General features: G+C 65.1%; 27 protein-coding genes and 1 tRNA gene. 13 read left to right on the forward strand and 15 right to left on the reverse strand.

Annotated features, from left to right (window positions below):
• Positions 1-60 precede the first annotated feature (60 nt).
• Positions 61-519 (reverse strand): RrF2 family transcriptional regulator, encoded by a 459-nt coding sequence (locus CH271_RS28180; RefSeq protein ID WP_037187662.1) that lies wholly within the window; start codon positions 517-519, stop codon positions 61-63.
• A 60-nt stretch (positions 520-579) separates the two neighbouring features.
• On the reverse strand, positions 580-1,215 hold the full coding sequence (locus tag CH271_RS28185) for an SOUL family heme-binding protein (RefSeq protein WP_094635740.1): 636 nt from the start codon (positions 1,213-1,215) through the stop codon (positions 580-582).
• Between the two features lie 109 nt (positions 1,216-1,324).
• Between CH271_RS28185 and CH271_RS28190 the strand changes: the two genes are divergently transcribed.
• Positions 1,325-2,230: a sterol desaturase family protein gene (locus tag CH271_RS28190; RefSeq protein ID WP_094635741.1), complete on the forward strand. Its 906-nt coding sequence runs from the start codon at positions 1,325-1,327 to the stop codon at positions 2,228-2,230.
• Here the strand turns inward: CH271_RS28190 and CH271_RS28195 are convergent.
• Entirely contained in the window at positions 2,211-2,900 is a 690-nt protein-coding gene (locus tag CH271_RS28195) for a YceI family protein (protein WP_037187657.1), read from the reverse strand. The two genes, CH271_RS28190 and CH271_RS28195, sit on opposite strands and share 20 nt — an antisense overlap.
• A gap of 120 nt (positions 2,901-3,020) precedes the next feature.
• Here CH271_RS28195 and CH271_RS28200 point away from each other — a divergent pair, with 120 nt between their 5' ends.
• From CH271_RS28200 to CH271_RS28615, 3 genes are read left to right on the forward strand one after another with little or no spacing between them, the layout of a single operon-like run.
• Positions 3,021-4,031 (forward strand): PHP domain-containing protein, encoded by a 1,011-nt coding sequence (locus tag CH271_RS28200; protein WP_094635768.1) that lies wholly within the window; start codon positions 3,021-3,023, stop codon positions 4,029-4,031.
• Complete coding sequence (locus CH271_RS28205; protein WP_037188839.1) at positions 4,028-4,942, forward strand: alpha/beta hydrolase family protein; 915 nt, start codon at positions 4,028-4,030, stop codon at positions 4,940-4,942. The genes CH271_RS28200 and CH271_RS28205 overlap by 4 nt, the downstream gene beginning before the upstream one ends.
• Positions 4,943-4,977: 35 nt before the next feature.
• Positions 4,978-5,445 (forward strand): hypothetical protein, encoded by a 468-nt coding sequence (locus tag CH271_RS28615; protein WP_143546136.1) that lies wholly within the window; start codon positions 4,978-4,980, stop codon positions 5,443-5,445.
• A gap of 432 nt (positions 5,446-5,877) precedes the next feature.
• Here CH271_RS28615 and CH271_RS28215 read toward each other — a convergent pair.
• The 4 genes from CH271_RS28215 to CH271_RS28230 form a co-directional block, all read right to left on the reverse strand.
• Positions 5,878-5,968 (reverse strand) — tRNA-Ser (locus CH271_RS28215).
• A gap of 58 nt (positions 5,969-6,026) precedes the next feature.
• Positions 6,027-6,224 (reverse strand): CsbD family protein, encoded by a 198-nt coding sequence (locus tag CH271_RS28220; protein WP_094635769.1) that lies wholly within the window; start codon positions 6,222-6,224, stop codon positions 6,027-6,029.
• Positions 6,225-6,317: 93 nt separating this feature from the next.
• On the reverse strand, positions 6,318-6,773 hold the full coding sequence (locus CH271_RS28225) for a nucleoside deaminase (protein WP_094635742.1): 456 nt from the start codon (positions 6,771-6,773) through the stop codon (positions 6,318-6,320).
• A 3-nt stretch (positions 6,774-6,776) separates the two neighbouring features.
• On the reverse strand, positions 6,777-7,316 hold the full coding sequence (locus tag CH271_RS28230) for a tRNA adenosine deaminase-associated protein (protein WP_094635770.1): 540 nt from the start codon (positions 7,314-7,316) through the stop codon (positions 6,777-6,779).
• 63 nt (positions 7,317-7,379) lie between these two features.
• Here CH271_RS28230 and CH271_RS28235 point away from each other — a divergent pair, with 63 nt between their 5' ends.
• Positions 7,380-8,351: a prephenate dehydrogenase gene (locus CH271_RS28235; protein ID WP_094635771.1), complete on the forward strand. Its 972-nt coding sequence runs from the start codon at positions 7,380-7,382 to the stop codon at positions 8,349-8,351.
• On the opposite strand, the gene CH271_RS28240 is transcribed toward CH271_RS28235, so the two are convergent.
• The gene (locus tag CH271_RS28240; RefSeq protein ID WP_230596146.1) at positions 8,324-8,950 is read right to left on the reverse strand and encodes a putative glycolipid-binding domain-containing protein; all 627 of its coding nucleotides are present in this window, start codon (positions 8,948-8,950) and stop codon (positions 8,324-8,326) included. The genes CH271_RS28235 and CH271_RS28240 overlap by 28 nt on opposite strands.
• Positions 8,951-9,027: 77 nt before the next feature.
• Here CH271_RS28240 and CH271_RS28245 point away from each other — a divergent pair, with 77 nt between their 5' ends.
• Complete coding sequence (locus CH271_RS28245; RefSeq protein WP_037188837.1) at positions 9,028-9,369, forward strand: hypothetical protein; 342 nt, start codon at positions 9,028-9,030, stop codon at positions 9,367-9,369.
• Here CH271_RS28245 and CH271_RS28250 read toward each other — a convergent pair.
• The gene (locus tag CH271_RS28250; protein ID WP_094635743.1) at positions 9,366-11,189 is read right to left on the reverse strand and encodes an ABC transporter ATP-binding protein; all 1,824 of its coding nucleotides are present in this window, start codon (positions 11,187-11,189) and stop codon (positions 9,366-9,368) included. The genes CH271_RS28245 and CH271_RS28250 overlap by 4 nt on opposite strands.
• On the reverse strand, positions 11,182-12,975 hold the full coding sequence (locus CH271_RS28255) for an ABC transporter ATP-binding protein (protein ID WP_094635744.1): 1,794 nt from the start codon (positions 12,973-12,975) through the stop codon (positions 11,182-11,184). Before CH271_RS28255 ends, CH271_RS28250 begins: the two co-directional genes overlap by 8 nt.
• Before the next feature lie 178 nt (positions 12,976-13,153).
• Here CH271_RS28255 and CH271_RS28260 point away from each other — a divergent pair, with 178 nt between their 5' ends.
• The 5 genes from CH271_RS28260 to CH271_RS28280 all read left to right on the forward strand — a co-directional run bounded on the left by CH271_RS28260 (position 13,154) and on the right by CH271_RS28280 (position 16,981).
• Entirely contained in the window at positions 13,154-14,302 is a 1,149-nt protein-coding gene (locus CH271_RS28260) for a DNA cytosine methyltransferase (protein ID WP_179274696.1), read from the forward strand.
• On the forward strand, positions 14,299-14,709 hold the full coding sequence (locus CH271_RS28265) for a very short patch repair endonuclease (protein ID WP_094635746.1): 411 nt from the start codon (positions 14,299-14,301) through the stop codon (positions 14,707-14,709). The genes CH271_RS28260 and CH271_RS28265 overlap by 4 nt, the downstream gene beginning before the upstream one ends.
• A 68-nt stretch (positions 14,710-14,777) precedes the next feature.
• Positions 14,778-15,821 carry a hypothetical protein gene (locus tag CH271_RS28270; protein WP_143546137.1) on the forward strand — a complete coding sequence of 348 codons (1,044 nt, stop codon included), beginning with the start codon at positions 14,778-14,780 and terminating at the stop codon, positions 15,819-15,821.
• Between the two features lie 9 nt (positions 15,822-15,830).
• Complete coding sequence (locus CH271_RS28275) at positions 15,831-16,520, forward strand: DUF998 domain-containing protein (protein WP_256986589.1); 690 nt, start codon at positions 15,831-15,833, stop codon at positions 16,518-16,520.
• The gene (locus tag CH271_RS28280; RefSeq protein WP_094635749.1) at positions 16,496-16,981 is read left to right on the forward strand and encodes a GAF domain-containing protein; all 486 of its coding nucleotides are present in this window, start codon (positions 16,496-16,498) and stop codon (positions 16,979-16,981) included. The genes CH271_RS28275 and CH271_RS28280 overlap by 25 nt, the downstream gene beginning before the upstream one ends.
• Here CH271_RS28280 and CH271_RS28285 read toward each other — a convergent pair.
• The gene (locus CH271_RS28285; RefSeq protein WP_094635750.1) at positions 16,965-18,623 is read right to left on the reverse strand and encodes a dihydroxyacetone kinase family protein; all 1,659 of its coding nucleotides are present in this window, start codon (positions 18,621-18,623) and stop codon (positions 16,965-16,967) included. The two genes, CH271_RS28280 and CH271_RS28285, sit on opposite strands and share 17 nt — an antisense overlap.
• 65 nt (positions 18,624-18,688) lie before the next feature.
• Between CH271_RS28285 and CH271_RS28290 the strand changes: the two genes are divergently transcribed.
• Positions 18,689-19,240, forward strand: a complete 552-nt coding sequence (locus tag CH271_RS28290; protein WP_094635751.1) for a YceI family protein — start codon at positions 18,689-18,691, stop codon at positions 19,238-19,240.
• A 152-nt stretch (positions 19,241-19,392) separates the two neighbouring features.
• Positions 19,393-20,010 (forward strand): SIMPL domain-containing protein, encoded by a 618-nt coding sequence (locus CH271_RS28295; protein WP_094635752.1) that lies wholly within the window; start codon positions 19,393-19,395, stop codon positions 20,008-20,010.
• 113 nt (positions 20,011-20,123) lie between these two features.
• On the opposite strand, the gene CH271_RS28300 is transcribed toward CH271_RS28295, so the two are convergent.
• The 4 genes from CH271_RS28300 to CH271_RS28315 all read right to left on the reverse strand — a co-directional run bounded on the left by CH271_RS28300 (position 20,124) and on the right by CH271_RS28315 (position 24,459).
• Positions 20,124-21,233, reverse strand: coding sequence for a CaiB/BaiF CoA transferase family protein (locus tag CH271_RS28300; RefSeq protein WP_094635753.1), 1,110 nt, complete (start codon positions 21,231-21,233; stop codon positions 20,124-20,126).
• Between the two features lie 32 nt (positions 21,234-21,265).
• The gene (locus CH271_RS28305) at positions 21,266-21,907 is read right to left on the reverse strand and encodes a TetR/AcrR family transcriptional regulator (protein WP_037187621.1); all 642 of its coding nucleotides are present in this window, start codon (positions 21,905-21,907) and stop codon (positions 21,266-21,268) included.
• Between the two features lie 54 nt (positions 21,908-21,961).
• Positions 21,962-23,374: a lipase family protein gene (locus tag CH271_RS28310; protein ID WP_441347156.1), complete on the reverse strand. Its 1,413-nt coding sequence runs from the start codon at positions 23,372-23,374 to the stop codon at positions 21,962-21,964.
• 203 nt (positions 23,375-23,577) lie between these two features.
• On the reverse strand, positions 23,578-24,459 hold the full coding sequence (locus tag CH271_RS28315) for a dioxygenase family protein (protein ID WP_094635754.1): 882 nt from the start codon (positions 24,457-24,459) through the stop codon (positions 23,578-23,580).
• Between the last annotated feature and the right edge of the window lie 336 nt (positions 24,460-24,795).

Here is a 24,795-nt window from a genome sequence, read left to right on the forward strand (position 1 = left end):
GTTTGCAGTGATGTGCAATTTTGACGATCGCGCCACACCGACCAGCAGATGTGACTCACGTCATCGACGCGCCCATGCGGTCGGCTCGCTGATCAGCTCCCCGACGAAGTCCGGCAAGTCGTCCTCGACGATGTCCGCAAGCGACACCGATTCGAGTACCGCACGCAGATTGGCGCGTACCGCGAGCCACACTCTGGTGAGCGGCTCGGCCGGACCGGAATACTCCGCATCCTCGGGCCGCTGACCGCGCACCGACGCCAGCGGGCCCTCCACGGCCCTCATCACGTCGGCAACAGAAATGTCCGACGCCTCCCGCGCCAGCCAGTAGCCGCCGTCGGGTCCCCTTCTACTGCACACCAGATCTGCACGACGCAGATCCGAGAGCACCGATTCGAGGAACTTGTGCGGGATGCCCTGCGCGGTGGCCAGCGCCTCGGCTTTTGCGGGCTGCTGCCCACCGACCGCAGCGAGTTCGACGAGCGTCCGAACCGCATAGTCCGCCTTGGCCGTGATGTGCACGCTAAATTCCTATCATTTCGGTAGGAAATTAGCGAGCAGTTGCCGGAATACCCCGACGCGTCAGGACCCTTCCGGTACCGCCACGACCACCTCGTTGCGTCGGAACGGCGCCAAGGTCCACGGAGGATCGTAGAACCAGGTCATCGGCTCACCCAGCATCTCGATGCCGTGTGCGCGCAGCGCTTCGGTCAGCGCTGCCATCCGCGGTTCGACGTCGCCCCGGCCGCGGCCACCGCTGAAACGCAACACGGCCACCGTCTCGGCGGGAACCTCCGTCAACGTCACACGGTCGTCGTCGGGCGTGGGCAGCGTGTCCATCGTCCACTCGGCCGGCATGAAGAACCGGACGACCCAGCCGTCGCTGCCGGGCGTGCTCGACACGGGCGCAGTCATCGCAATCTTCTGCGAGCCTGCGGACGACTGACTGACGGGAGCGGTCATCGCGACCTTCTGTTTGCCCCCGTTCCCACCGAAGATGTATCCGGCCAGGCGACGGAAACCCTCCTGGCGCGCCTCTTCCTCGTCGGCGTCCACGGTCGTCTGCGCCGCGATGCGTGGTTCGTACCGACGGATCTCCACCGCGTCGGTCAGTCGCCGGCTCGTGTGCTGCGGTTCCTCGGTACCGACCCGAATCCCGACGACACCCAACACCGACGAGACCACCTCTCCAGCCGTGGACGCGATTTTCTGCAACAAGTCCGACTCCGATCACTTGGTCGATAGGTGCGTCCTCCACGGTACGAGCCGTAGGAAAGCCGGCCAGGCAGCGTTACACTTGGCCTCTCACTGTCACGCGGGAGGTTCGATGAGCGACTGGATCGGTTCGGCGTGGAACGCTCTGCCCGAACCGCTGCGCGATCCCGTGGCGTTGGCCATCCCCGCGTTCGCACTGCTGCTGGCAATCGAGTGGATTGCGGCCGCGAAGCTCGAAGACGGTGAACGCGGTAGCTACTCCGCCAGGGATGCGCGCTCCAGCCTGAGCATGGGCCTGGTGTCCATTGCGACCACGACGGCCTGGAAGGCGCTGGCCCTCGTCGGCTACACGGCCATCTATGTCTACGTCGCGCCGTGGCATCTCCCCGCCGACGCCTGGTACACGTGGGTGATCCTGATCCTGGGCGTCGACCTGCTGTTCTACGGCTATCACCGCATCGCGCATCGAACCCGACTGATCTGGGCGACGCATCAGGCCCATCATTCGAGCGAGTACTTCAACTTCGCCGCGGCGCTACGACAGAAGTGGAACAACAGCGGCGAGGTCATCATGTGGCTACCGCTCCCCCTGCTGGGCATGCCGCCGTGGATGGTGTTCGTCGGCTTCTCCATCAACCTCGTCTACCAATTCTGGGTCCACACCGAGCGCATCGACCGGCTGCCGCGTCCGTTCGAGTTCGTCTTCAACACGCCCTCGCACCATCGCGTCCATCACGGTCGCGATCCGCTGTACCTCGACAAGAACTACGGCGGCATCCTCATCATCTGGGACCGCTTGTTCGGCACCTACGCCGAGGAGGTCGAGCGCCCGAACTACGGCCTCACCAAGCCCGTCGACACGTTCAACATCTGGACCCTCCAAACACACGAATACCGCAACATCGCGCGGGATGTTGCGGCATCGCGGTCATGGAAGGAACGCGTCGGGTATCTCGTCGGACCGCCGGGATGGACGCCCGGGGCCGCGAGAGAACGCGCTACTGCTGACTCAGATTGATCAGGAAGTCGACGGTTCCCGAGCCCTCCACGGTGACGAAGCCGAGCGACGGCGGTTCGATTCCGTAATCGGCCCACGTGGTCGGAATTGCGCCCGACGCGATGAGCGTGTCACCGGACTGCAGTACCTCCATCTGCACCGAGACCGGACGCGTCTGATCCTTGAGCGTCAATGTGCCCTCGGCAGTGACGGTTTCGGTGGTGCCGTCCTTGGGCAGCGAGGACAGGTCGATCGGCGAGTCGATGTTGAACGTCGCCGTCGGGTACGTGGCGGTGTCGAAGATGTTGCCGCGGAACTGGCTGTCACGACGATCACTGTCGGTGCTGATCGAGTTGGTCATGACGACCACCTGGCCCTCGGTGAGGGTGTCGTCGGCGATGACGACGTTGCCCGCGACCTCGGTCGTCGACCCGACGACCGTGACATCGGATCCGTTGAGCACCTCGTCGACGGTGTAGCCCGCAGCGGTCGCGTTGGCAGCGTCACCTGCGGTGACGATCCACCGCCCGTCGATGCTCTCGGTACTGGCGGCCTGCGCGCCCGAGGTGGACACCGATGCTGCCGGTGCGTCGTCTCCTTGCAGCGATGCATAGATCTTGGGGCCGAAGTACAGCCCGAGCGCCGCCACGACGACGACAACTACTCCGACGATCCACCATTTCTTGGTCATGACTGCCGATGATAGTTGCAGCTTCAAGCCTATGGGTAGTGAGCGACCTGGTAACTCCCTGAGAGTTTTGTCCGTTTACCCCGTGAACACGTGTCGGTATCGCCAGGCACAATGGAACCCATGGATCCGGTGGACGCACTTCGAGAGATCGGGTATTGGCTCGAACGCTCACGCTCGGACACCCATCGAGTCAAGGCCTACCGCCGGGCCGCCGATGTCGTCGAATCCCTCACTCCCGCACAACGATCCGAGCACGAGAAGGCAGACAGCTGGTCCTCGCTGGCCGGCATCGGGGCCAAGACCTCGCTGATCATTCGCCAGGCTCTGACCCAGGACGTCCCGGACTATCTCCGCGAGCAACGTGACGCGGCAGAACCCATCGGCGACAACGAACTTCGCGGCGCACTGAAGGGCGATCTGCACACCCATTCCAACTGGTCCGACGGCGGCAGCCCCATCGAGGAGATGATGCGCACCGCCGCGCGGCTCGGCCACGAATACTGCGCTCTCACCGATCATTCCCCTCGCCTCAAGGTCGCCAACGGCCTCACTGCCGAGCGCCTGCGAGCACAGCTCGACGTCATCGCCGAGCTCAACGAGCGGCTCGCACCGTTCCGCATCCTCACCGGAATCGAAGTCGACATTCTCGACGACGGATCACTCGACCAGGACGAAGGTCTGCTCGCCGAGCTGGACGTGGTGGTGGCGAGCGTGCACTCCAATCTGCGAACCGACTCCAAGACCATGACCAAGCGCATGGTCACCGCCATCGCCAACCCGCACGTCGACGTTCTCGGTCACTGCACCGGACGGCTCGTCGAAGGCGGCCGCGGCACCCGGCCCGAATCGACGTTCGACGCTCCCGTGGTGTTCGAGGGTTGCCGCCAGTTCGGCACAGCAGTGGAGATCAACGCCAGGCCCGAGCGCCAGGATCCCCCCGAGCGACTGATCGACATCGCCCTCGAACGCGACTGTCTGTTCTCCATCGACACCGACGCGCATGCACCCGGGCAGCTCGACTGGCAGGGCTACGGCTGCATCCGCGCCGAAGCGCGTGGCGTCCCCACCGAGCGTGTGATCAACACCTGGCCGCTCGCCGAACTGCTCGAGTGGACGGCGCAGCGCGCGTGAATCGTCGTCATTTCCTCTCCGGCCTGCTCGCTGTAACACTGGTCGGCTGCAGCTCCGCCGACACCGACTCGTCACCGAGTACCGCCGAGACGTATTCGGCTGCGCTGCAACCGGTATCGGCCCCAGCCGGGGATCCCATCAGACTGAAGTACGGATACGACTCGGACAACATCGGCGATCTGTACCTACCCGAGAACACCGCCAGTTCGCTTCCGGTGGTGGTGATGATTCACGGCGGCGGGTGGCAGGAAGACCTCGACCTGTCGTACTTCCAACAGATGTCGAAGGCCATCGCCGATCAAGGCATCGCCGTCTGGAACGTCGAGTACCGGCGCGGCCCGAACAACTGGGCCAACACCCTCTCCGACGTCGACGACGCCACCGAGGCACTGGCAACCGTCGTGCAGGGTGCGGCGGACGGGCGACTCGACCTCGATCGCGTCCACGTCGCCGGACATTCCGCCGGTGGACAGCTGGCCGCATGGGTTGCCGCTCGACACCTGATGCCGGTCGATGCGCCCGGAGCGGAACCGAAGATCAAGCCCCGCAGCGCCACCATCATGGCCGGCGTCTTCGACATGAAGCGAGCGGCCGACATCGGCGGCGACAAGTTCGTGCCTGCCTTCCTCGGCGGCATGCCCAACGAAGTGCCCGGACGCTACAAGATCGCCTCCCCCATCGAATATCTCCCGCTCGACGTCCCACTGACCGCGCTGCACGGTGACGCCGACCAAACCGTCTCGGTGAACCAGAGCCGCGTCTACGTCGATGCCGCGACCAAGGCAGGCAGCACCGACACCGAGCTCGTCGTACTGCCCGGAGCCGGTCACGGCGCGTTCCTCGACCCGAAGAACCGCGCCTGGTCGACGGCTCTGAGCACCATCACCGGACGTGCGCAGACACTGCTCTGACGTCGGTGGTTTCGCCGGGGTGGTACACAGTGGCGATGAACGGAAAAATCGCGACCGGGTTGCTCGGGCTGATCGTGGCCGTCTCGATTGCCGGATGTAGCAGCGACCCGTCGACCGAGGAAGCGTCGACCACTTCCGCCGCAGCCACGACGACGTCTGCAACGTCCACGACAGTGCCCGCCAGCACCACGGTCGATGCGCCCGCTCCGGCTCCTGCCCCTGCTCCTGCTGCCGAAGCACCGGAGGCACCGCCCGCCGCCGAGCCCGCGGCCCCGAGCGACGCGACCTCCGGCGTCACCGGTGAAGCGCTCTACCAGCAGACCTGCACGCAGTTCATGACGTCGATCGATGCACTGGAGCAGACCGGGATCTCCGATCGCGCCACGTCGGTCGAAGGTCTGCGCAACGAAATGACCACCGCACCCAGCTGGAACGACGTCCCACCCAGCGATCAGAACGAAATTCTGCGGGGACTCGACGCCGCGGGTGCGGGACAGTGCTGAGGGTCTGAGTCGCTGCGTGGTCTCGCCCTGCCACCATCCCCGCACCCCGCCCCCGGCTCACTCCCCGCAAACGCGCGCGCATTTGCCAGGTGCGCGCGAAATAGACCCCGAATCGCTAGCGAATCCGAACGCGTACGACGAATGCGCGCGCGTTTGCGACAGACTCAGCCGCAGAGGACCGAAACCCTGCACCCGTGCACCAGCACCCGTGAACTCCTGAGTGCGCCCACGTCCGCCCCGTAATCCCGCCCCGTAATCCCGCAAACGCGCGCGCATTTGCCAGGAGCGCGCAAAATAGACCCCGAATCGGGGGCGAATCCGCGCGCGTACGACGAATGCGCGCGCGTTTGCGGCGGCACCCAACCCTGCCGGCCCCACCCCAGACCGAGCACACAAAAAACTCCCCACCCGACGGATCGGGTGGGGAGTTCCTGGCGGTGGCGGAGGGATTTGAACCCTCGGACGGGGATTACCCGTCACACGCTTTCGAGGCGTGCTCCTTAGGCCGCTCGGACACGCCACCGCAGAAGACTGTACCGGAATGACGGCCTGAGGCTAAATCGCCTGCTCAGCCGTCGAATCTAGTTGCCGGTGAGCTTGTCCTTGATGTTCGAGGCTGCGTCCTTGACCTTCTCGGCACCGTCCTTGAATGCTGCCGAGGTCTGGTCGCCCTTGCCCTCTGCTTCGAGGTCCCTGTCTCCGGTCGCCGAACCTGCGGCTTCTTTCGCCTTGCCGCCGAGGTCTTCGGTCTTGTTCGAGATCTTGTCGCCGAGTCCCATAAGTGTCTCCTTCGCAAGTTCGGAGCGCAGCGTTGCGCTCTGCCCTCCACCCTCCACAAAATCGAACATCCAGGCCACCATGTGACGAGATCGTTATCTCTGACGGGCGAAGAATCGGGTCAGCATTTCGGCGCACTCGGCTTCCAACACACCACCGCGAACCTGTGGCCTGTGGGTGAGTCGACGGTCTCGTACGACGTCCCACAGCGAGCCGACGGCTCCGGTCTTGGGTTCCCACGCTCCGAACACCACCGCTCCGACGCGGGCCAGCACGAGCGCTCCAGCGCACATCGTGCAGGGTTCCAACGTCACGGCCAGGGTGCAGCCTTCGAGTCGCCAGCCGTCACCGTGGACAGCCGCTGCTCGACGCAACGCGATCACTTCCGCGTGTCCGGTGGGGTCGCCCGACGCCTCCCGCGCATTGCAGGCCCGGGATATCTCGCGTCCCGAGGCGTCGAACACGACGGCTCCGACGGGGACGTCGGCATCCGATGCCTCGGCCGCAGCCGACAGGGCCGCTCGGATCATGTCCGCGTCGGACACCGGCATCGATTACCGCCGCAGCTTGTTCACCGCTGCGGCGAACTCGTCCTCGAAGCCCAGGCGTTCGGCGATGGACTGCAGCTGTTCGTCGGGGTAGTCGTCGGTCTCGGCGACGATGATGCCGAGGACGGCTTCGGGCAGTCCGAGGTCGGCGAGCAGCGCGAGGTCGCCTTCCTCGTAGGGCTCGATGTCGTCGAGTTCATCGGGGTCGACGTCGGGAATCTCGATGTTCAGCGCGTCGAGAACGTCCGCGGCGATTTCGTAGTCCACTGCGGCGACCGCGTCGGACAGCAGCAGTCGGGTGCCGTTCGGTGCGGGACGCAGGATGACGAAGAATTCCTCGTCCACATCGAGCAGTCCGAACACAGCTCCCGAGCTGCGAAGTTCACGCAGTTCGGTCTCTGCCGCCGACAGACTGGTCAGTGCGTCGTCGGACAGCGGCGTGACGGTCCACTTGCCTTCCTCTCGGACAACTGCAACGCCGAATCCCTCGAGGTCGTCGTACTCCGGTGCGGATGCGCGGTTGTTGTTCGCGCGCTGTGCGGCCATGCGCGCAACGGTAGTCCGGTTGGGGCCGGTATTCGAAGTCCACCTCCTGTCGACGTCACCCACCTGTGCCAATCTGATCGGGTGACTTCTTCCTCGGTGTGCGTTCTGGGTCTCGGACTGATCGGCGGGTCGATCCTGCAGGCTGCACACGACGCGGGGCGTCAGGTGTGGGGATGGAACCGATCGGCCGACGCGATCGCCGGTGCTGTCGCCGACGGTTACGACGTCGGTACCGACCTGGAAGCCGCGCTGAGCAGGGCCGCAGCGCAGGACGCGTTGATCGTCATCGCCGTTCCGATGCCTGCCGTGGACTCGGTTCTGGCGGCAATCGCCGAGCACGCGCCCGCTGCTCCGATCACCGATGTCGTCAGCGTCAAGGCCGAGGTCGCCGCAGCCGTGGCCGCTCGCGGACTGCAGGCCCGCTATGTCGGTGGGCATCCGATGGCCGGCACCAACCAGTCGGGGTGGTCGGCCACCGATCCGACTCTCTTCACCGACGCGGTGTGGGTGGTGGCCACGGACCCGGGCGTCGACTCCGACGTGTGGGTGCGGGTGGCCCGGCTCGCCCTCGACTGCGGTTCGGTGGTGGTACCGGCCGAGAGCGTCGAGCACGATCGCGCGGTCGCCAGAATCTCGCACCTACCGCACCTGCTGGCCGAGGCGCTGGCAATGGTGGGGGCGGCCGGCGGACCGCTGGCGTTGGGCCTGGCTGCGGGCTCGTTTCGCGACGGGACGCGGGTGGCGTCGTCGTCGCCGAATCTCGTCCGCGCGATGACCGAGGGCAATGCGGCCGCCCTGCGCACCGCGCTCGACGAGGCGCTGGATGCACTCACCGCAGCGCGCGAGGAACTGGACGAGGGCTCGACGAAGACGCTGGTCGACGCCGGCAACAGCGCGCGCCTGCAGTACGAGCAGCATCGACGCTTCGAGATCACCGACATCACCCCGGGCGAACCGGGCTGGCGGGAAGAACTACAGAACGCGGGTCGACGCGGTGGCGTCGTGCGTCAGATCCGCTCGGCCAGTCCCGGGTAGTCGACAACGAAGCCGTCGGCATCGACCGTGACGGACGAGGTCGACACCGGTGAGATGACGTGGATGCCCTCGGAACCGCTGCTGTACGTCAGCGTCGCCTCTTGAATGCTGAGGTCGAGCACGTTGACGTAGACCGTCGGGACCTCGAGGTCCTGAACCTGGGTGTGCAGACCGAATCGACGGATCGGCAGAGTGTTGAAGAAGGGGCTGAGCACCATGTCGACGTCGAGTGCGCCGCTGTAGGTCGAGCGCTGATGGCTGGTGCTGTTCTCCACCATCCAGTAGCCCTCGTCGTCGCGGCTGACGGAGGCCTGCCGGTCACCGGACGCGAGCGAGGTGCGCACCGAGAGCCGCTTGGTGACGCCGTATTCGTCGGTCACCAGGTCGTAGGACGCGCTGAAGGCGGGGTGATCGCTGCACGCGGCACCGATGATGCGTCCGGCAGCCTTGATGCGGTTACCCGAGAGCTGGACCCGCACCGATTCCATACGGGGAACGTCGTGCGCTCGCCACGTGAGGATCGAGGGCCAGGTTTTCGCGTCTGCGGAGCCGGTCGCGGGGATGGAGACATGCTCTGCACCCGATGCTTGAGTGATCACGCACCTACGGTAGGCGACGAGGCCCCCAGAAGATCAAGCGGACGTGCCTTTTCTCGCAGTTCATTAAGGTTGTGCCCGTGACGACAGAGAACACCGGCGGCGGGCAGTTCGATTTCGCGCACTCCGAACAGGCCGCGAAGAGTCGACAGGACAAGGCGACCGCTCTGGCGCGTTACGTGTGGGATCGCGGCATCACCGGTGCCGAGCTCCTCGACCTCACCGACGCCGTCCGCCGAAAGCTGGCCCGCGCTGCCGACCTGCACCCACCGAGCACGATGGAGACGTGGACCATCGTGGCCGAGTTGCTCGACCGTAAATCCGCATGGGCGGCCGAACACCCGGGCCACGACGGCGCGACGCCCCAGCACTCGGACGAGAAGATCATGTGGGTCAAGCCGCCGATCACTCCCTGGACTTAGACCAGCGAGTCCTCCCACGCCTCGTGCAGGTGCGCGAAGCGTCCCTCTCCCGCGATGAGGTCCTCGGGGGTTCCGTCCTCGACGATGTTGCCGTCGGCCATGACGAGTACCCGATCGGCGATCGCCACCGTCGACAGGCGGTGCGCGATGATCAGCGCAGTTCGCCCCTGCAGGATCGTCTCGAGTGCGCGCTGCACCAGTCGCTCGCTCGGGATGTCCAGGCTCGACGTTGCCTCGTCGAGCACGATCACCGACGGCGCAGCGAGGAACACCCTCGCGAAGGCCACCAATTGCCTTTGGCCCGAGGACAATCGGCCTCCGCGCTTACGCACGTCGGTATCGATCCCTTCTGGAAGCGAGGCGATGAACTCGGTCAGTCCGACGGCATCCGCGGCAGCGCGCACCTCGGCGTCCGTCGCGTCGGGACGTCCGAGGCGGATGTTGTCTGCCACCGAGCCGGAGAACAGGAAGGATTCCTGTGTCACCATGACGACGTTGCGGCGCAGGTCCTCGTCGCCGATCTCCCGCATGTCGACGCCGTCGAGCCGCACGGCTCCGGCCGTCGGATCGTAGAAGCGCGCCAACAGCTTTGCCAGTGTCGACTTGCCTGCTCCGGTGGCTCCGACCATCGCGACCACCTGTCCGGCGGGTACGTGCAGCGAGAACTCCGGCAGCACGACGCGTTCGGGGCCGTAGGCGAAGTGCACGTCGTCGAACGTGATGTCGCCCTTCGCAGTTCCGATCTCCACCGGGTTCTTCGGTGCCGTCACCGACGGCTCCTCTTCGAGGACACCGGAGATCTTCTCCAGGGCAGCGGCTGCGGACTGGTAGGCGTTGAACACCATCGCAAGCTCGTCCAGCGGCCCGTAGAACCGGCGCAGATACAGCACGTAGGCCGCGAGCACGCCGATGTCCATGTGGCCGTTGATCACTCGCCAGCTACCGAACACCAGGATGATGGCGAGCGTGACGTTGCCGATCCAGCGCACGATGCCGGTGTAGCTCGCCATACCGCGCAGCGCCGCGGTGGTGGCGTCGCGATACTCCGAGTCCTCGGTACTGAGAATGGCGTCGTTGCGGCCCTCGCGTCGGAACACCTGCACCGCGCGGATGCCGCCCATCGACTCCACGAAATGGACCACGACGCGCGCGATCGCCACCCGTGTTCGACGGTATCCCTGGCGTTGCCGCCGCTGCGACCACCGGGTGACGAGGACCAGCGGAACGAAGCCGGCCAGCACGATCATCGCCATCGGAACGTCGAGGTACACCAGGATGATCGCGATCGACACCATCGACAGGATGGCCGTCAAGGCATCGTTGAGCGCGCTCTCGAGCAGTGTCTGCAGAGATTCGACATCGCTGGTCAGTCGCGAGATCAGCCGTCCCGAGGTGTACTTCTCGTGGAACGACAGGCTCAGCTTCTGGGCATGGTCGAACACCCGTCCGCGCAGGTCGTACAGGATGTTCTGACTCAGCCGACCGGAGACGGTGAGAAACGCGTAGGTGGTGAGCATCCCGAGCAGACCGAAGCCGGTGTACCCGCCGACCGCCCACAGCAGCGGACCCCAATCACCCTGTCCCGCAGCACCGACGCCGTTGTCCAGCGCATAGGCGATGAACAGCGGACCGGCAACGTAGGTGATGTTGTCGACCAGAATGATCAGGAAGGACAGCAGGGCCTGCTTCTTGTACGGGCGCACCAACGAGACGAGCAACCGGCGAGAACGCCCGGCCAACACCAGGTTTCCGGTTGCGTCGACCTCGGATTCCTCACCGCCGACGCCGCGCCAATCCGCAGCTGCAGTTTGCTCAGCCATGAATCGACCCCATCACCTCGCGGTACCGCGGCGACGACGCCAGCAGTCCCTCGTGTGTTCCCTGCTCCACGATTCTTCCGTTCTCGAGATACAGCACGCGGTCGGCCAACGCAGCGGTCGACGGCCGGTGCGCCACCAGCACTGTCGTCGAATGCGCCAACACACGCCGCAATTCCTTCTGCACTTTGGCTTCGGTGTCCACGTCGAGCGCGGACAGTGGGTCGTCGAGCACCAGCACCCGTGGCTTGCCCAGCACCGCCCGCGCCAGTGCGAGCCGCTGCCGCTGCCCACCGGACAGACTCATGCCCTGCTCACCGATGCGAGTGTCCAGACCCCACGGCAACTGCTCGACGAAATCCGTTGCGTGCGCGATCTCCAACGCCTCGGCAATCTCGGCATCGGACGCGCCGGGCGAACCGAGCGCGATGTTCTCGCGCGCACTGGCCGAGAACAACACCGGATCCTCGAACGCCACCGTGACGATCGCGCGCAGATCGGCCAACCGCATCGAGGCCACGTCGATTCCGTCGATGGTGATGGAACCCTCGGTGGCGTCGAACAGTCGAGGCACGAGGTTCGTCAGTGCAGTCTTTCCGCTACCGGTGTTGCCGACCAGCGCGACGGTCTCCCCCGGCTCGACGACGAAGCTGACGTCGGTCAGAAGCGGCGAGGACGCGTCGGGAAAGGTGAATCCGACGCGATCGAATTGCACTCGGCCACGGATTCTTTCGGGCAGTTCGACGGGATTGTCCGGATCGGTGACGGTTTCGGGAGTGTCCATGATCTCCCAGTACCGATCCGCTGCCGTGCGCGCATTGTTCAGCTCGGCCAGCAGATACCCGAACGATTCGATCGGCCACAGCAGGAAGGTGACGATGGCGATGGCCGCGACGAGCGTGCCGACCGTCATGGTGCCCTGCACGATCGAGTACGTGCCCACCGCCAGGATCGCGCCGATGGTGATCGGCTGCAGTCCGACGATCACCGCCCAGATGATCGCCAGGTAGCGCACCTTCTTCAGTTCGGTGCCACGCAGCGTGCGCGCCTGACGAAGAAACTGCTTGCCCAAGTGGGCACTTCGACCGAATGCCTTGAGGACGCGAATACCCTGGATGGACTCTTCGACCGTCGTCGTGACGTCGCCTGCCTGATCCTGAGCGTCACGGGCCACGACGCGATACAGCGTCTCGAACTTGGTGCAGGCGATCACCAGCGGTACCGACGTCACCAGCATGATCAGCCCCAACTGCCAGGACTGGACCAGCAATACGCCGATACCGACAACGAGTGTGACGGCGTTGATGATGATGAACGGGCCGATGAAGGCCATGAACCGCCGCAGCGAACCGAGGTCCGCGATGGCGCGAGAGAGCAGCTGACCCGATTCCCAGCTTTCGTGAGCCGAGACCGACAACCGCTGCAACTTGTCGAATACCGTTGCCCGCGCAGAGATCTCGAATTGGCTCGACGGTCGGGAGACCAGGTAGCGGCGAACCCAGATACCGAGTGCATCGATGGTGCCGAGTAACAGGATGAAGGCCGCGGGCCACCAGACTGCCGAGAAATTGCGATCGGTGATGGGGCCGTCGATGACGCGTTGCATCACCAGCGGAATCACCAGACCGGTCATGGTGGCGATCAGCGAGACCGCGATCGAGGCGATGTAGAACCACTTGTACGGCAGCAGAAACGGCGCGAAACGACGCAGTGAGCTGGGTGGCGTCGCGGTGTCCGGGTACGGCTGATCCAGGGTTCGGGTTTCGGGATCGAGCACACCCGTAGACACAGTTCTTCTCCTTATTGCTGTGCTCGAATGATTTCATTGCACAGGCTCAGTTTCCAACCGATTTTTCGGCCCTCGCATTCCAGTGTGAAACCTCGAGCAAGGTCGAGGTCAAGTGAACCGACTCTCGAGTAACGTAGGACCGTCGGGCGAGGGAAGGGCACACGTGAGCGCACGGTCGATGGTCGGGTTGTTCGCGGGGATCGGCGGGCTCGAGCTGGGGTTGGCCGACGCGGGGTGGACGACGCAGTTGCTGTGCGAGATCGATCCCGGAGCCGGGGCCGTCCTTCGAGCGCGCATGCCCGAGACACCTCTGCACACGGACGTGACCACTCTTCGAAGCCTGCCCGCCGACACCGAACTGGTCGCAGCCGGTTTCCCCTGTCAGGACCTCTCCCAGGCCGGACGCACCGCGGGCATCACCGGTGCCCGTTCCGGTTTGGTGGACGAGGTGTTTCGGCTGGTCTCCCGTCGACGCGGTCCGCGATGGCTGCTGATGGAGAACGTGCCGTTCATGCTGCAGCTCGGCCGCGGGGCAGCCATGCGCCACATCACCGACGCGCTCGAGGACCTCGGCTACATGTGGGCCTACCGCGTCGTCGACGCCCGCGCATTCGGTTTGCCGCAGCGTCGACAGCGGGTGGTGATGCTGGCCTCGCGCACCGACGATCCACGGGAGGTGCTGTTCTCGCAGGACGCAGGACCGCTGCCCGACGGCGACCCCACCACCCAGCCGTGCGGCTTCTACTGGACCGAGGGCATTCGCGGGCTGGGCTGGGCGGTCAACGCCGTCCCGACGCTCAAGGGCGGATCCTCGCTCGGTATCGCCAGTCCCCCGGCGGTTCGCCTGCCGTCGGGAGAGATCGTCACGCCCGGCATCATCGGGGCCGAGCGTCTGCAGGGGTTCGATCCCGACTGGACGCTGCCCGCCGTCCAGCAGCCCGGTGTGCGCAGCGGACATCGCTGGAAGCTCGTCGGCAACGCCGTCAGTGTGCGCATGGCGTCATGGGCAGCGAGCGCACTCGACGATCCCCAGCCGTACGACGCGTCGAACGATCAAGCTCTGCTGCCTGGTCAGGCCTGGCCGACCGCAGCGTGGGGACGCGATCGCACCAGCTACCGGGTCGACGTGACGACCATGCCGGTGCACGAGCCCTACGAAGACCTGATCGATTTCCTCGACGACTCGAAGCTGCTCTCCGCGCGAGCGACCGCCGGATTCCTCAAGCGGGCACGAGCAGGCAATCTCCGTTTCGTCGACGGCTTTCTCGACGACCTCGACGCACACCTCGAGCGCATGGGCGGATACGTCGATCGAGTTCCGGTGTGAGCGCGGACCGACCCGCCACCGACGCCAAGACCAGTGCCCGGCTGAGCAAGCAGAAACGCCGTGACACCAAGCCCGAGGTGGCGCTGCGGCGAGCACTGCACCGTCGAGGTCTGCGGTATTTCGTCGATCGCGCTCCACTGAAGGGCATGCGGCGTCGAGCAGATCTGGTGTTTCCCAGGCGCAAGGTCGCGGTCTACGTCGACGGCTGCTTCTGGCACAGCTGCCCGATTCACGCCACCAAGCCCCGCAACAACGCGCAATGGTGGGCCGACAAACTGGCGGCCAACGTCGCCCGCGATCGCGACACGGACAGACGATTGATCGACGAGGGCTGGCGCGTGGTGCGAATCTGGGAACACGAGGATCCCACCGTCGCCGCCGACCGAGTGGTCGACGAACTTTCATGAGCCTGAAACCATCTCGAGCCCCCGCGCGTCCAACCCCCTGATCGGTCGAATCGAGTTCGGGGGAAACGGTGCATAGAAATTGGTTGCTCGCGGCAGTGGCGCTGGCGATGTCGGTATCGACGAGTGGATGCGCGGTGGTGTTGCTCGGCAATGCTTTCCCCGCAGGCAGTTCGTCGCCGCAGAACAAGTACGGATTCGAGATGTCGGAGGCAGACCGATATCTCGCCGACTCGGCGGAATTCGTCCGGAGTCTCGACCCCTGCGGTTTTCTCACCGAGGACGATCTCGCCGACCTCGGCACAGTGGTGCAGCTCCGCCCCGATGGCGAATTGAGCACGTGCTCGGCCACCCTGAGACCTGCGACATCGAGCGCCACCGACGCCGTCTCCATCGATCTGAACGCGTATCGGCCGACGTCCGACGACCCGGGGACCGAGCAGATCACGATCGGTGGCGAACAGGCGTATCTCGACAACTCGGCGCACGGGTCGTGCCGCATCAGCTTTCCGCTTCGCGGGGAGTTCGACGGTGCCACCGCGGAGGCCATGGACGGTTACCTCACCGAATCCGGTCGTAGCTTCGCCGCGATCGAGGTCTCCCGCAGTGTGGGAGACGCGTGCACCGCAGCGACATCCGTTACCGAGACCGCACTCGGTCTGTTGGACGATCCACCACTGCGCGCCGAGTCCAGGTACAACCTTCCACTTGCCATGAAAGACCTGTGCGCCGTCCTGGAGCACTTGCCCGCAACCTGGACGGTGGAGCGCTGGAACCCTGCGTCCGATCCGTACCGTTGCCATTTCACGGCGTCCTCGGCAACATTTGCGGACAGCCTGGCGATGCTCGACGTCTCGCTCGGCTACGTCGACGGCGACATGCGTTCGACGGTCCGCGAGCCCGTCCAGCAGGGCGGCTACACCGTCGAAACTCGCGATTCCGATTCGTCGTGCTTCGCGGACATCGTGTTGGGCAACCCCGTGCTCGGCATGCCCGAGAAAGACGACACCACCGCTCGCTATGCCCGCACGGTTCCCACACTGACCGTCCTGACCGACCACTGCGACTCCGCGGTCGCACTGGCGGTGGCAACTGCCGATGTACTGACTGGCTAGCCTTGGTCGGTGCGTTCGAGAACTGAAAGCGTGGATATCCGCCGGGTCGTAGTGGCGATCTGCTTGATCCTCGCCGGACTGCTGTACTCCGCGTGGGTGGCCGAGTTCTTTTTCGATACCGGCCTGGACCCGACCACCTCGTTCCTCAGCGAACTCGACGCCCGCGATCAGCCGTACCGCGAGTTCTTCTCCACCGCAGACGTCGTCACGGGTTCACTGATGGTCTTCGCCGCGGTTCTCGGCTTCCTGGCAACCCCGCGTCGACGGCTCGTCGTCACCGGCTGGGTCGCGTCGGGCATCTTCGGTATCGCCACCATCGCCGACGCAAAACTCCCCCTCGAGTGTGTCGCGGCCGACGATCCGAGTTGCCCGATCGAACCCAGCGGGCTCTTCCCGCAACTCCATCATCTTCACGCTCTGACCAGCACCATCGCGGTGTTCGCGATCTTCACCGTCATGGTTGCGTTCACGCTGGCCGCGTTCCGCTACCGGCTGTACCCGCTGCTTCGCACGCTGGGCCTTGCCGTCCTGATCCTCACGACGCTGGCCACCGCGTGGCTGTTGATCGCCGACAATCTGCCTGGTCAGTACGGGCTCGGCATCGCGCAACGGATTCAAGTGGGCGGGATGTCGGCGTATCTGGTGGTGCTGGGATGTGCGCTTAGACTCGGCGTATGTCCTTCACCGCGACCGAACTGAACGGATCCAAGGTAGAGCAGTACCAGCAGCTCACCGAGCAGGCCCGCGGCCTGGTCTTCGAAGAGTCGAATCTGATCGCGAACGCCGCCAATCTCTCTGCGTTGGTCTATCACGCTCTGCCCGAGGTCAATTGGGTCGGCTTCTACCTGTACGACGGCACCGAACTGGTGGTCGGGCCGTTTCAGGGTCAGCCTGCCTGCGTGCGCATCGCCCTGAGCAAGGGTGTTTGCGGTGCGGCCGCGACCACCCGTGAGACGCAGCGCGTCGCTGACGTCCATGCCTTCCCGGGCCACATCGCGTGCGATGCCAACACTCGCTCCGAGGTCGTCGTACCGCTGTACCAGGGTGAAACGCTGATCGGTGTGTTCGATCTGGACAGCCCTGTCCCCGACCGCTTCGACGCCGACGATCAGGCCGGCCTCGAAGCGATCGCGGCGGTTTTTCTCAACTCACTGGGGTAGAACCAGCCGCCGCCTCGAAGAACCAGGCCATCACCAGCGCACCGGGGTCGACGACGCCGCGCGCGGCCTCACCGACGTAGCTGGCACGGCCGCGGTTTGCGGTGATGTCCTTCGTCGATTCGGCTCCGGTTCTCGCCGCGTCGGCAGCGTCCTGCAAGGTGCCGCCGTCCTTCTCGAGCGCGTCGACGGCCGGGGCGATGGCGTCGACCATCGTCTTGTCGCCCACCCGTGCGCCACCGAGTTCGGTGATGCTGTCCAGCCCGGCACGGGCGGCCTGCCCGATAGCCGCGAGATCCGGCTCGGATTCGAGCATCGTCCGGTAGAACTGGCGGAACCAGATGCCGAACAGCGCGCCGGACGTACCGCCCGCGTGGCCGAGGTAGGCCTCGCTCACTGCCTCGAATACCGTTGCTGCCGAGTAGTTTTCCTTGACGGCGTCCAGATCGAGCTGTTCGAGGGCCGCCACCATGTTGGTCCCGAAATCGCCGTCGCCTGCCTTACGGTCCAGCTCGGTCAGGGCCGGTTCCTCGTCGAGTACCCGCTGCGCCCACGTCCCGATCCATGTCGAGACGAACGCCGAAACCTCTCCGGAGTCCGAGGGCTCGAAGGAGGGCCCGAAGCCTCCGCGTTCGCCCACCGGCTTCGCACCACGGCTCTGGGCGTTGGGCCAACCGGGCGCGTCGGTCGGCGCGTCCCAGAGTTCGAGCATCTCGTCGTCGGCGCGCACGAGGGTGATCGAGGCTCCGCCCATGTTGAGCGCGGTGACGAAGCTGCCGACGAGCGAGCGGGATATCTCGATCCCTTTGCCGTGCAGATACTCCGAGAGTTCACCGAACAGCAGGTGCAGCTCCAGCGGGTGTGTTGCCCCGAGCCCGTTGACCACGGCGATCACCGATTCGCCCGAGTTCAATCCGAGCGAGTCCACGATGGGATCGGTCAGTTTCGCGACGATCTCCTGAGCAGGCAGCCGGGGCACGCGGTCGGTGCCGCGTTCTCCGTGGATGCCGATGCCGAGTTCGATCTCTTCCCTGGGCAACTCGAAGGACGGTTCGTCCGCTCCCGGCAGTGTGGGCGGGTTCAGCGCCACCGCCATGCTGCGTGCGTTCTCCGCGGTTCGACGCCCCAGTGCGACGACCGCCTGCAGACTGTCGCCGCGTTCTGCCGCTGCACCGCACACCTTTTCGACGACGATGGTCGCCGCGGTGCCGCGACGACCCGGGCCGTCCTCGCTCTCACTGGCCACGTCGTCGTCGACGAGAACGACATCGGCGGCAATGCCGTCCTCCTGCAACAACTCCCGGGCGATCTTGAAGTTCATCACGTCGCCGGTGTAGTTCTTCACGATGTGCAGCACTCCGCCGCCGGAGTCCACGGCTTTGGATGCCTCGTGTACCTGAAGAGCGTTGGGTGAGGTGAAGACCAGGCCCGGGCACGCGCCGGTGAGCATGCCGCGACCGATGAAGCCGGCATGCAGCGGCTCGTGCCCCGATCCCCCACCGGACAGCAGGGCGACCTGACCGTCCGAGATGCGGTAGCGGCGGGTGAGATAGCCGGGATCGGCGTGCCAGGTGACGTCGTCGGTGGCGGCGACGAAACCGCGGAGGGCGTCGGCGACGAATGTTCGAGGGGAATTGGAGAACATAACTCCACCCTAACCACCTGCGCCGCGTCCCTTCGTCGGTTCTGCGAGACGGATACAGTCGGGGCATGACTACCGAGACCTGGACGCTCGACGCATCGCACGGCGGGCAGCTGGCTGTCCGGACGGATGTCACAGGAAAAGCATCCAAGATGGGGCATCGCCTCACGATCGCGGTGAACTCCTGGTCTGCGACCGTCGAGTGGTCCGGGGGCGCTCCCGCCGCGGTTTCCCTGACCGCCGAGGTGAAATCGATCGAGGTGGTCCACGGCGAGGGCGGACTGACGCCCTTGATCGGACCGGAGAAGATCGTGGCGAAAGCCAACGCGCTCAAGAGCTTCGACGCCGACCGATATCCGTCGATTCAGTTCCGTTCGGCGGAGATCACCGCCGTCGACGCCGGATTTCGACTGTCCGGCACGGCGGAGATTCACGGCGTTTCGAGGGAGAGCACCGTGGATGTGGACGTCACGGACCTCGGCGATCGATGGCACATCGCGTCCGAAACTGCTGTGCGTCAATCGGATTACAAGATCACTCCGTATTCGCAGATGTTCGGAGCAATGAAGGTGGTCGACGAGGTCACCGTGACGTTCGACGCCGAATATCGCAAGCCCTGAGCCTTTCCAATTCACCTGCAATGGTGGACACTACGGCGGTGAGTCGAAATCGATGGATGATCGGATCGTGCGTATCGGCCCTGCTGCTGACCGTAGGCCTGACTGCGGGCTGTAGCAGTCCAGCCTCGACGTCTCCCGATGGACCTCCCGGAGTGAACGTCAACGGCGTGGGAGAGGTCCAGGGCGCACCGGATACGTTGACGACCCAGATCGGGGTTCAGGCAACGGCCGAGGACGTCACCGCCGCCATCGAACAGGCGAACGCGGCCGTCAGCGAGGTCACGGACGCCGTGATCGCAGCCGGCGTCGCTCGCGAGGACATCCAGACCCAACAGGTGTCGATCGATCCGCAGTACTCGGGCGCACTGCCGGGCGGCACCTCCGCCATCTCCGGATACCAGGCCACCAACACCCTGCAGGTCACGGTTCGGGACCTGTCGAAGGCCTCCGCAGTGTTGGGCGACGCCACAACGGCCGGCGGAAACGCGACCCGCATCTCCGGGGTCTCCTTCAAGATCGACGACGATTCCGAGCTGATCTCCGATGCCCGGTCCAGGGCGTTCGCCGATGCCCGCGATCGCGCCGAGCAGTACGCGACGCTCGCAGGGGGAGAACTCGGCGACGTTCTGTCGATCACGGAGTCGATCACCGGCCAGGAGCAACCGAGGTCGTTCGCCGATTCCGCCAGTTCGTTCGACACGGCGGTGCCCATCGAACCGGGGCAACAGACCGTCAGCGTGTCCGTGTCGGTGAAGTGGGCGTTGAACTAGCGGAGTGAGTTGCTGCCGCTGCAACGGTTGCTCCACTGAAGAGGTTGCAGACGGGGATTCGCCGACTCACGTCCCGGAGTGGAGCAAAAGTTGCAAGACCACCACGCAGGGGCTCAGCCCGCCTGCGGGGGCGGAAGCCGGTAATCAACGGGCGTCACCGAGAAGTCCACAGGATTACGGACGCCGTCGGCCACTGAACCCGGAACCTGCACTCGCGGTTCGAGACCGAGTGATTCCGCGAACGCGAACGCCTCCTCGATGGAATTGACCGGCCCCGCGGGGACGTTGCGGGCCATCAGATCTCGATACCATTCGTCGGCCGGACGTGATCGCAAAGCCGAGTTCAGGATGTCGACCAACTGATCTCGATGTTCGACGCGCAGAGAGTTGGACGAGAACCGCTCGTCCAGAGCCAATTTCGGGATCCCCAGCACGTCGGTCAGCGAGGAGAATTGCCGGTCGTTGCCCACGGCCAATGCCAACGGACGATCGGCGGTCTCGAACACCTCGTACGGCACCAATGAGGGATGCTTGTTGCCCATCGGGACCGGCACGACGCCGGCCCCCAGATAGGCCGACGACTGATTGCTCAACGCAGACAGCACCGACGCCATCAGTGAGGTGTGTACCTGCTGACCCGCGCCGGTGTTCGATCGATGATGCAGTGCCGCAAGGATTCCGCTGAGCGCGTGCAGTCCGGTGACGATGTCGACCATCGCCACTCCCACCTTGGTGGGCAGCTGGGCGTCGGCCCCGGTGACGCTCATCAGCCCGCCGACGGCTTGGACCACCAGATCGTAACCGGGGAGCGCGGCTCCGCCACCGGTACCGAAGCCGGTGATGGAGCAGTAGATCAGACCGGGATTGCTCTGCGAGAGCGTCGAGTACCCCAGGCCGAGGCGGTCCATCGCGCCGGCTCGGAAGTTCTCGATCAGAATGTCTGCACCCGAGACGATCTCGAGCGCCTCGGCTACGCCGCTCTCGGACTGCAGGTCGATGAACCGAGACGTCTTGTTGCGATTGACCGAGTTGAAATATGTTGCGGTGCCAGCGGAATCGTACGGTGGTCCCCACGATCGGGTGTCGTCACCGGTTTGGGGCCTTTCGATCTTGACGACCTCGGCGCCCATGTCGCCGAGCATCATCGTCGCGTACGGGCCGGCGAGCACACGAGAGAAGTCCGCGACGACGAGGCCTGCAAGTGGACCGGTGGCATGCGTCATCGGTCCACTGTATTTGCGCGACAGGCTGCAGTTCAGTTCAGGTCGGGAACGAACGCTCCGAGGACGGCGACCATCGTCTCCACGATGAGTTCGATGGGTGGGCGGGGCGGAACGGTGCGGGACCAGTCGGAGACGATCTCGGTGAGGGCACCGAGGAATGCTGTTGCGGCCAAACGGTATCCGCCGGGCGGAACGAAGTCGGACCCGATTTCGGCGCGCAGGGTGGCCTCGAAGAACTCCACCCACTGTGCACGACGGCGCGTCCGGTGCTGTTCGACGGCATCGCTGACACCCAGCATTTCCAGATACGAGATCCGCGCGCGGCGCGGATCACCCCCGATCGATCCCACCAAGGCCGTCATCGCAGCGGCGACGAGCGCACGGCGATCTCGGTCGACGTGACCGTCGAGTGCGGCGACGACCGCAGCCAGCGCGTCGTCTTGGATCAGGTCGTACACATCCACGAGCAGCGCCTCACGGTTGGCGAACTCGGCGTAGAACTGACTGCGCGCCAGACCGGCAGCCGCGCAGATATCCGCTACCGAGGTGGCTGCGTAGCCGCGTACCCCGATGACCTCGATCCCGGCGTGCAAGAACCGTGCGCGGCGATCGGCTCTTCGCGCGGCAGACGATTGTCCGGCGTACATGCGGCCCTGATCGTCGGCGACAGTCACCGGCGGAGTCTACCGCCGGTGACGCCGTCGCCTTCCGTGCGCCGATCGGTTCCCTCACGCCCCGATCGGCTTACCGAACAGTCCGGCGATTATCTCGCCTACAGCGTCGACGAAGAGCGGGTGTGCACTCGTGTCGAGCGCCATCGAGCCGACGTCGTTCGTTCGGCAACCGGGTTCCACCGGAATACCGGCAAAGCGATCGCGCATCCATAACACCGCGCTCGGAAAGGCGATCAATTCCAGGGTGATGTGCTCACTGAAATGGTCGCGGGTGTAGGTGACATCGGCGCCCGGACGGCTGCAATACGAATCGACCATCGCGTTGACCGGTCCGACCGGCACCAGCCAGTCCGGGTTGGAGTGGTAGACGTAGAGCGGCATGTTCGGAGTGGTGTCGCCGAGCCGCATCGCGGACAGAGCCTTCTTCACCACTGGTTGTTGGATCGGGTCACCCTCGGTGTGCAGGAAGCCCTTCAGGTTGACGAACGGCAGCAGCGCCGAGCTGTAACCGACGCAGAGATTGTCCTTGGCCGCGAACAACGCCCGGCCGAGCGGATCGATGTGTTCGTCGATGAAATCGGCCAACTCGGGATCTTCACGACTGGCACCGATGATTCCGGCAGCGACGATTCCCGAGCCGAGTGTGTTGTTGGCGTTGTCCACCAAAGCCCCGAGTTCAGCGGGGGTTCCGCCCTCGGTGACTCCGACGATGTCGAGCTCAGGGGCGTAGCGTTGGGCCAGTTCGGCTGCGTGTCCGGTCGCTATCGCGCCACCGGAGTAGCCGCTCATCCCCACCTTGGTGGCCTCCCCGGCCAACTGCATGGGCGCGAAGTTCTCGGCGGCTCGGATTCCGTCGAGGGTGATCCGCCCGGCGACCGGCCCTGCGGCGAACGAGTTGTTCGGACCTTGATGATCGGGTACCGATACCGCCCAGCCCTGCGCCAACGCTGCTTGCACCTCGAGGAATTGAGCACCCGACGTCACCGCGCCTGTGACCGGCCAGGGAATCGCACCCGCACGCATCGCATACGAGGGCGCGCAGTAGGCGGCGAGAGAATCCTCGGCCAACTGAATGGAGATCAACGGCCGCGATGCCGCGGGGACGCCACGGGGTTTGATGACCGTGGTCACCGCTGCGATCGGCTCGTCGCGACCGTTGTTGGACCGGAAAGACAACTGCCACGCGTCGACCTGCGTGGGGATGACGTTGAGAGTGGCCAGTTCGACCGGCCGTGCCGCGATGATCTGGCCCGGCGCGGTCGCGGCCACCACGTCGGCGGGCGGAAGGTAGAAGTCGGTGTCGAATTCCGGGATCTTCGGCCACGTGAACGGTGCCAGAGGCGGCTGGATTTCCACATCAGGCGAATCGGGTGCAGCAGCAGCGGGCGTCGCCATGGCGGCGAAAGCCGCTGCGGCGGTCATCACGCTGATCGCTGTACGCAGCGTCCAAGATCGGGCAGAAGACACGGGTGTACTCCTTCGCGCCGGAGGACGGGATCCACAGGAGGCGCGCCCGGCGACGGTTCGTACAGCGCATCCAACGCATCTTGGACACCGATGTCCGAGATGGTGTTCAGAACTGTAGAGCGAAGTGGCGTGGATAACAATCCCCGAATCGAAAAAGATTCAGAAGTGAGCCGATTCCAGCTTCAACCGATCGCCTCTCCTGGTCAGGCGACCGCGAACGACCGCTTCGCCAAGCCGAACTGGAAGCCGGTGATGGCTGTGGTCACCGGCGCTTCCGGGTTCTCCGCGGCACCGAGCGTGACGAACAGCGGCGTGAAGTGTTCGACGGTCGGGTGCGCATACGGCATTCCCGGTGCAGCGCTCCGGAAGTCCGCAAGTGTGTTGACGTCACCACGCGCCAACGCGTCGGCCGCCCAGAGATCGAAGTCCTCCGACCAGGTCGGCACGGTGTTGGTGGCGAAGTTCTCCCGCGAGAGGAACGGTAGTCCGTGCGTCATGAAACCCGAACCGATGACCAACACTCCCTCGGCTCGAAGTTCTTTCAGCGCAGCGCCTATCGCCATCAGCCGGTCGGGAGCATGCGTCGGCAGGCTCAACTGCAGAACGGGGACGTCGGCATACGGGTACATCACCTTGAGCGGAACCCAGGCACCGTGATCGAGTCCGCGAGAGGTGTGTCGGTGCAGATTTTCCGACGCCGGGATTGCCGCGGCCACCCGTGCGGCCAGCACCTCTGCGTCGGGCGTCCGGTATTCCATCGAGAAGTAGCGCTGGGCGAAACCGCCGAAGTCGTAGACCAGCGGAGTCGCGGCCGCCGATGCGGACAAGCTCAGCGGGGCCTCCTCCCAGTGCGCGCTGACGATGAGGATCGCCTTCGGCTTGGGCATCGACTGCGACCAGGTGAACAGCTGGTCCATCCAGAGGGCGTCATCGAAAACCGGCGGTGCGCCGTGGCTGATGTACAGGGCGGGCATCGGACCGTCGCTCGGGGTCCACATCTGCTGTGACCGGCTCGCGGGTGCGGTATCGGCGAGAAATGCGTCGAACGCTGCTCCCGCGACGGGCGGGTTGATCACAGATGTCATGGCGGGTCCTTCGAGTGTTTACTTGAAGCTTCAAGTTACCACTCGAGTCGATTCATGACAACGCCACCTCGCGGGTAGACCTCGATCGCCTGTGACCTCAGCGTCCACTATTCGTGCCTGGAAACCTTTTCCGGGCTGTTTCGATTTCGAGGTGGCCCTCGATTGGGCTGGATGTGCGTAGAAACTATCGGGCCGCGGGCCGGCCACCGGCCTCACGCCAGTGCCGGGGTTCCCGCCCCGATGGCCTTGAACAGGTTGTGCACGATCGCGTGGAAGGTGAATTCGGCGGCTGCCCTGTCTTGTCCTCGGCTGCTGAAGCGCCGGAATCCGAGGTTG

The organism is Rhodococcus sp. 05-340-2, from assembly GCF_002258915.1.
Taxonomy (GTDB): domain Bacteria; phylum Actinomycetota; class Actinomycetes; order Mycobacteriales; family Mycobacteriaceae; genus Rhodococcoides.